Annotated in this window: 8 protein-coding genes; 6 read left to right on the top strand and 2 right to left on the bottom strand. The window is 62.2% G+C overall.

The features are described from left to right. Nucleotides 1-647: PspA/IM30 family protein (locus tag VIW95_RS14405; protein ID WP_331587727.1), on the top strand; the 647-nt coding region annotated here is incomplete at its 5' end. A gap of 135 nt (nucleotides 648-782) precedes the next feature. Here VIW95_RS14405 and VIW95_RS14400 read toward each other — a convergent pair. Next, entirely contained in the window at nucleotides 783-2,111 is a 1,329-nt protein-coding gene (locus VIW95_RS14400; RefSeq protein ID WP_331587724.1) for an aminotransferase class I/II-fold pyridoxal phosphate-dependent enzyme, read from the bottom strand. A gap of 31 nt (nucleotides 2,112-2,142) precedes the next feature. Between VIW95_RS14400 and VIW95_RS14395 the strand changes: the two genes are divergently transcribed. From VIW95_RS14395 to VIW95_RS14380, 4 genes are all read left to right on the top strand, one after another. Further along, nucleotides 2,143-2,871 (top strand): pyridoxamine 5'-phosphate oxidase family protein, encoded by a 729-nt coding sequence (locus VIW95_RS14395; RefSeq protein ID WP_331587722.1) that lies wholly within the window; start codon nucleotides 2,143-2,145, stop codon nucleotides 2,869-2,871. After that, nucleotides 2,868-3,323 carry a GNAT family N-acetyltransferase gene (locus tag VIW95_RS14390; protein ID WP_331587720.1) on the top strand — a complete coding sequence of 152 codons (456 nt, stop codon included), beginning with the start codon at nucleotides 2,868-2,870 and terminating at the stop codon, nucleotides 3,321-3,323. Before VIW95_RS14395 ends, VIW95_RS14390 begins: the two co-directional genes overlap by 4 nt. A 116-nt stretch (nucleotides 3,324-3,439) precedes the next feature. Beyond that, nucleotides 3,440-4,636, top strand: coding sequence for an acyl-CoA dehydrogenase family protein (locus VIW95_RS14385; protein WP_331587718.1), 1,197 nt, complete (start codon nucleotides 3,440-3,442; stop codon nucleotides 4,634-4,636). An 80-nt stretch (nucleotides 4,637-4,716) separates the two neighbouring features. Further along, nucleotides 4,717-5,256 (top strand): GNAT family protein, encoded by a 540-nt coding sequence (locus VIW95_RS14380; protein ID WP_331587716.1) that lies wholly within the window; start codon nucleotides 4,717-4,719, stop codon nucleotides 5,254-5,256. A 5-nt stretch (nucleotides 5,257-5,261) separates the two neighbouring features. Here the strand turns inward: VIW95_RS14380 and VIW95_RS14375 are convergent, their stop codons facing one another. After that, entirely contained in the window at nucleotides 5,262-5,471 is a 210-nt protein-coding gene (locus VIW95_RS14375; protein WP_331587714.1) for a hypothetical protein, read from the bottom strand. Between VIW95_RS14375 and VIW95_RS14370 the strand changes: the two genes are divergently transcribed. Further along, the coding region (locus VIW95_RS14370; RefSeq protein ID WP_331587712.1) for a hypothetical protein at nucleotides 5,470-6,065 on the top strand (596 nt) is incomplete at its 3' end. The genes VIW95_RS14375 and VIW95_RS14370 overlap by 2 nt on opposite strands.

The following is a 6,065-nucleotide window of genomic DNA, read 5'->3' as shown; positions in this document are numbered from 1 at the left end:
ATCGTGTGGCAACTTTGGTGCGAGCCAATCTCAATGACTTACTCGACAAGGCCGAGAATCCCGAGAAGATGCTCAAGCAGGTAATTCTCGACATGGAAAACCAGTTCATGCAAGTCAAGACGCAAGTCGCGATTGCGCTGGCCGACTTGCACCTGCTCGAAAAGAAAAAAAACGAGAACGCCGACAAGCACGCCGAATGGATGCGCAAGGCAGAGTTAGCCGTCGAGAAAAAGGACGACCAACTCGCGCGCGCAGCGCTCGAGCGCGCAGTAAGTTTTCAGCTGCTAGCCGAGAACTACGATGAGCAGATCGAAAATCATCACATCCAGGTCGAGTCCATGAAAGCTGCGTTGAAGAGACTCGAACTTAAACTATCCGAAGCGCGCGCCAAGGCAGACTTACTGATCGTGCAGCATAGGCGCTCGCGTGCGACCCACCGCGTCGCAAATGCGCAACACGCATCGGGCACCGAGAACGGCACGTTCGAGAGAATGCGCCACAAAGTAGCGCGCGAAGATGCCCTTGGTATGGCCAAAGGCGAACTCTTAGGCGACGACCTGGACCTTCGCCTCCACACCCTGGAACGCGATCAAAAAATCACCGCCCTGCTGGACGAGATCAAAGCAAGGAAGGGCCTGACCGCCTGACCCGAACCCAAAGGAACCTGAGAGCAAAATGGTGTCCTCGCCATTTTGCGATTAGTACTTTTCACTGGGTGCAGGGGTCACCCCTGCCCAAGGAGGTGCGGAACCCACGGCGGGTTCCGCATTAAATCAAGTGACCTATGCAGACTGCGCATGCTCGCGCGGCCGTATCGATTCCGCCAGGTCGGCGGCAAATTTGCGCGCGTCTTCGGGCGGCAGGGTTGATATCGTCACGCGGATTCCGGGGGCGCTTTTGATTCGATAGCACTCGCCGGCCCGAATTGCCCATCCTTTCGACGCCATCGCGTTCGCGACGCCCGCTTCTTCGGCCACCGGCACCCATACGTTCAGACCCGAGCGGCCGCGCGCCGCGATTCCGTGCTGCGCGAGCGCTTCGATCAGTGCGCGCCGCCGATGCGCGTAAGTGTCGGCCGCCTTCTGCAGGATCGCCGGCGTGTCCGTATCTGCCCACATCATCGCGACGAGATCCTGCAGAATGTGACTGACCCATCGCGGGCCGAGACTCTGCCGCCCCTGAACGCGCGCAACCGTCAGCGCATCACCCGCCATCACGCTCACCCGCAAATCGGGGCCAAGCGACTTCGACACCGACCGCACCGTGGCCCAATGCGCACGGCCTGCCGACAAGGTGATCGCGGGCGCGCCTGAAACGGGACCTGCGTGGTCGTCCTCGATCAACACGACGTCAGGAAACGCGGCGAGCACGTGCAGCAACTCCGCCGCGCGCTTGCGATCGAGCGCGGCGCCGCTGGGATTTTGCGCTCGCGGCGTCACGATGAACGCCTTCGCGCCAAGCTTGAGGGCGCGTTTCAAATCCACCGCCAGCGGCCCCGAGTCATCGATCGCCACCGGCTCCGCCACCAGAGCCAGCGCCGCTACCAGGTCCAGCACGCCGGTGTAGCTTGGATCTTCGACTGCGACGACGTCACCCGGCCGCAGATGAGCTTGCAGCACGCGTTCGACGGCGTCGAGGGCGCCGCTGACGACTGCAATCGATTCGGCGGCAACTGCGTCCCGCTTGAATTGCCGCGCGGCGAGCTTGATCAGCGCCGCGCGATTCTCGGCGTCGCCGTACTTGCCTGGCACTCCGTCGAGTCGCATGAGATGAGGTTTCAGCGGCGGCAGCAGCGCCGGATCGGGACCGCCGTCCGCCAGATTGCGCAGCCCGGGCGCCGGTGGCGGGAAGACCGCGCGGGTCAGCAGCGGCGGCCGGCGATTGACGACCGTCCCGCGCCGCCCCGAGCCGTGCACCAAACCGCGCACGCGCAGCGCGCTGTAGGCGGCCGCAACGGTGGCCGGACTGACGCGCAGCTTGACGGCCAGCGCGCGCACGGTGGGCAGGCGCTCGCCGGCGCGCAAGCGTCCGCTGCGAATTCCATTTTCGATGCTCGCGGCGATCAGGTTGCTTGAGTCTCCGCGTATTTGATATTGTACCGATACGTTCATAGTTACGTACTGTAACGAAAAGGCGAGGCAGATGGAAGAGATACAGGGCCAGTCAGTGCAGGCGGACAAATTGAATTCACCGAAACACGCGATCGCGCCGACCGCGCGCACCCGCGTCAAGCGCCTGCCCAAGCGCGCCTCTTACGATCGCGACGCCATCTACGCCATCCTCGATACTGCTTTGGTCTGCCACGTTGGTTTCGCGCTCGGCGCGCAGCCCTACGTCATTCCCACGCTTCACGTCCGGATTGGCGACCGTCTCTGCATTCACGGCTCGGCCGCGAGCCGGATGCTCGGCGCTGCGGCCGAGGGAATGCCGATCGCAGTCACGGTGACGCATATAGATGGCCTGGTGCTGGCGCGTTCCGCATTCCATCATTCGGTCAACTACCGATCAGTGGTCATTCTGGGCGCGGCGACGATGGTCACCGACCCGGTTGAGAAATTCTCAGTGATGAAGGGACTGGTCGAACATATTGCACCGGGACGGTGGGACCATATTCGGCATCCTAGTGATAAGGAGCTCGCCGCCACGTCGGTGCTGTCGATTCCAATCGTCGAGGCGTCGGCGAAGCTCAGGAGCGGCGACCCGCTCGACGACGAAGCTGACTACGCGCTGCCGATTTGGGCGGGACAGATTCCTTTTGCGACGACGACACTGACGCCGGTTGCCGATGCGCGGCTCGAGGCCTCGACTCCAATTCCCGCGTATGTGAACGAGTACCGATTGCCCGCGAACCGAGGAGCAAGAGTCACATGACGGCGATGGTGGTGATGGAGATGGGCCGATTTCTGATCAGCACCGATCGATCGAAGCTCGACGTGGAGGTGATCCACAAGTTCCTGACGCGCGCATACTGGGCGGCGGGAATCCCGCGCGCGACGGTGGTGCGGGCGATCGAAAACTCGCTGTGCTTCGGCGTTTACGACGGCGCCGAGCAAGTTGGTTTCGCGCGCGTCATTTCCGACTTCGCGACGTACGCGTATGTCGCCGACGTCTTCATCCTGGAGCCGTATCGCGAGCGCGGACTCGGCAAAGAGTTGATGGCGTCGATCATGGCTCATCCGGAGTTGCAGGGATTGCGGCGATGGAGTCTCGGCACGCGTGACGCGCAAGGGCTGTACGCGCAGTTCGGTTTCGAGCCGGTCGTTAATACGCCTTCGCGCACGGTCATGGAAATCTTGGACCCGGAGATCTACTCGCGTTCTTGAATGACCTGCGCGCGCGTTCTATATAACAAGTGTTAGGGACCGCGGCCGCCGGCTGACGCTCTTCGTGAGCGCGGCCAGGAGTGGGCCTGTCGGGCGGTTTCCACACGGAGGCATCGATGGATTTCAAGTTCAGCGCCGAAGACGAGGCGTTCCGCAAAGAGTTCAGCGGCTGGCTCAAGGCCAACCTGCCCAAGGCAGGCAAAAGCGAAGACGATGGCGGCGACTTCATGCGCGAAAGCAGCGCGGACGACTGGAAGCGGCGCGTCGAGTGGCACAAGAAGATGCACTCGGGCGGGTGGGTCGGTATCGGCTGGCCCAAGGAATATGGCGGCCGCGGCGCAACGCTGACCCAGCAGATCATCTACAACGAGGAGCTTGCGAAAGTTAACACGCCGATGCTGGTCAACGGACTGGGTATCATGCTGGTCGGTCCGACGATCATCCATTGGGGCACCGAAGAGCAGAAGAAGAAGCATATTCCAAAAATTCTCTCGGCCGACGAGCTCTGGTGCCAGGGATATTCCGAGCCCGGCGCCGGCTCCGATGTCGCGAGCTTGCAGACGCGCGCGGTCGAGGAAGGCGACTACTTTGTCGTCAACGGGCAGAAGGTGTGGACCTCGGACGCACATCACGCGGACATGTGTATCCTGCTGGTGCGCACCGATCCCGAGGCGCCCAAGCACAAGGGAATCAGCTACATCCTGGTCGATATGCACAGCCCTGGCGTGACCGTGCGCCCGCTGGTGCAAATTACCGGTGACGCGAATTTCAACGAAGTGTTTTTCGAAGACGTTAAAGTACCGAAGAAGAATCTAATCGGCGAGAAGAACCAGGGCTGGCAGGTTGCGATTACGACGCTGATGTTCGAGCGGTCGGGAATCGGCGGCGGCCGCGACATGATGGGCCAGGTCAAGGAGCTGGTCGAGCTCGCAAAGAGCGTCCGCAGCAACGGGCACACCGCGTGGGAAGACACCAGCGTGCGCCAGCGGCTCGGCGGTTTCGCGTGCGAGGCGGCCGCGCTCCGTTACACGGGCTTTCGGCAACTGACGCGGCGTCTCAAAGGTCTGCCGCCGGGACCCGAGGGCTCGGTGCTCAAGCTATGCACCAGCGAGCTCAATTTGCGCATGAACAAGTTCGCGATGGAGATGCTGGGGCCGTACAGCCAGATGGAATTTCACGCGCCGCATGCGATGGACAAGGGCAAGTGGTCGTACCGGATGCTCGCGTCGCGGGCGCTTACGATCGCGGGCGGTACGAGCGAAATCCAGCACAATATCATCGGCGAGCGCGTGCTCGGATTGCCCAAGGGCTAGATACTTCAGACTGAGTAATCGACGAAGGGCGGCCCGGAATCGGGTCGCCTTTCTTTTTTTGGCTAGGCAAGGAGGCTGACATGGAAGGCAAGCTGGTCAGGCTGAGAGCGTTCGAGAAATCCGACCTCGACTCGATAATGAAATGGATCAACGACGAGGAAGTCACCGATTTTCTGGCCGGCGGGATGCTGACCTATCCGGTCTCGTCGATCGCGGAGGAAAAGTTTATCGAGGCGGCCGTGAAATCCTCGGACACCGACAAGAGCTTTGTGATCGAGACTCTGGCGGAGCACAAATATCTCGGCGGTACCGCGTTTCACGCGATCAACTGGCTAAATCGCAGCGCCGGTCTCGGTATCACGATCGGCGACAAGTCATTCTGGGGCCGAGGCTACGGGACTGACGCGATGCGCGTAATGATGCGTCTTGGGTTCGACAAGATGAACCTGCATCGGCTGTGGCTGCATGTTCACGACTACAATCAGCGCGCGATCGCGTCGTATGAAAAGTGCGGCTTCAAGCGCGAGGGCGTGCTACGCGAGGATCGGTTCTACCGCGGGCGGTATCACGACACTATCGTGATGGGCATTCTCGAGAGCGAATATCGCGCTACAGCTTAGAGCGCCTACTGGCCCGTGCCTGAGAGGTTTACCGTTCGCGGCCCGCTCGAGCTGTTGTTGTTGATCGTGAGGAGGCCGGGGCGCGGTCCGATCGCAGTCGGCGCGAAGACCACGGCGTAATTACAATTCTTTTTTGGCTTCAGCGTCGAGCCGCAGCTCTTCGAGAGCGCGAAGTCGCCCGTCACCCGCGCACCTAGCATCGAGATCGAGACCATGCCGCCGTTGTGTGCGGTTATCTTCCTCGCCTTGCTCCGCTTGCCCAACTTCGCGGCGAAGCTTGCGGAAGCCGGCGAGACAATCAGCGGCGCCGCGACGGTTGGCATCGGCGTCGGCGTGAATGTCGCCGTCGCAGTATTTGTCGCGGTTGCGGTCGCCGTCGCAGTGGGCGTCGCCGAAGCGACCGGGGTGCGAACCGTGCTCGGCGTAGCTGACACTGTCGCCGTGGTGGTTGGCGTGGCGGTCGCGGTACGTGTTGGCGATGCTGTCGCAGTTGGGGTCGCAGTCGCGGTCACCGTGACAGTCGCGGTGCGTGTTGGCGATACGGTCGCCGTGGCGGTCGCAGTTGGGGTCGCAGTCGCGGTGCGGGTCGCGGTGGCAGTCGGGGTCGGCGATGCGGTCGCGGTTGCGGTATCACTCGCGGTCGCCGTGGCCGTGGGCGTCGCAGTCCTGGTTGGTGTCATGGTGGCAGTTGCGGTCGCGGCGCTGGTATCAGTCGCGGTCGCCATAGCAGTGGGCGTCGCAGTCCTGGTTGGTGTCATGGTGGCAGTTGCGGTCGCGGTGCTGATATCAGTCGCGGTCGCCGTGGCAGT

The organism is Binatus sp. (SeqCode) (assembly GCF_036522015.1).
Lineage (GTDB): Bacteria > Desulfobacterota > Binatia > Binatales > Binataceae > Binatus.
The sequence above is the reverse complement of the archived record's forward strand: the minus strand, read 5'-3'. Positions and strand labels throughout refer to the sequence as shown.

Coding starts and splice junctions, on each gene's coding strand:
- VIW95_RS14400 (WP_331587724.1), bottom strand. CDS start 2,111: ATGAACGTATCGGTACAATATCAAATACGCGGAGACTCAAGCAACCTG.
- VIW95_RS14395 (WP_331587722.1), top strand. CDS start 2,143: ATGGAAGAGATACAGGGCCAGTCAGTGCAGGCGGACAAATTGAATTCA.
- VIW95_RS14390 (WP_331587720.1), top strand. CDS start 2,868: ATGACGGCGATGGTGGTGATGGAGATGGGCCGATTTCTGATCAGCACC.
- VIW95_RS14385 (WP_331587718.1), top strand. CDS start 3,440: ATGGATTTCAAGTTCAGCGCCGAAGACGAGGCGTTCCGCAAAGAGTTC.
- VIW95_RS14380 (WP_331587716.1), top strand. CDS start 4,717: ATGGAAGGCAAGCTGGTCAGGCTGAGAGCGTTCGAGAAATCCGACCTC.
- VIW95_RS14375 (WP_331587714.1), bottom strand. CDS start 5,471: ATGGTCTCGATCTCGATGCTAGGTGCGCGGGTGACGGGCGACTTCGCG.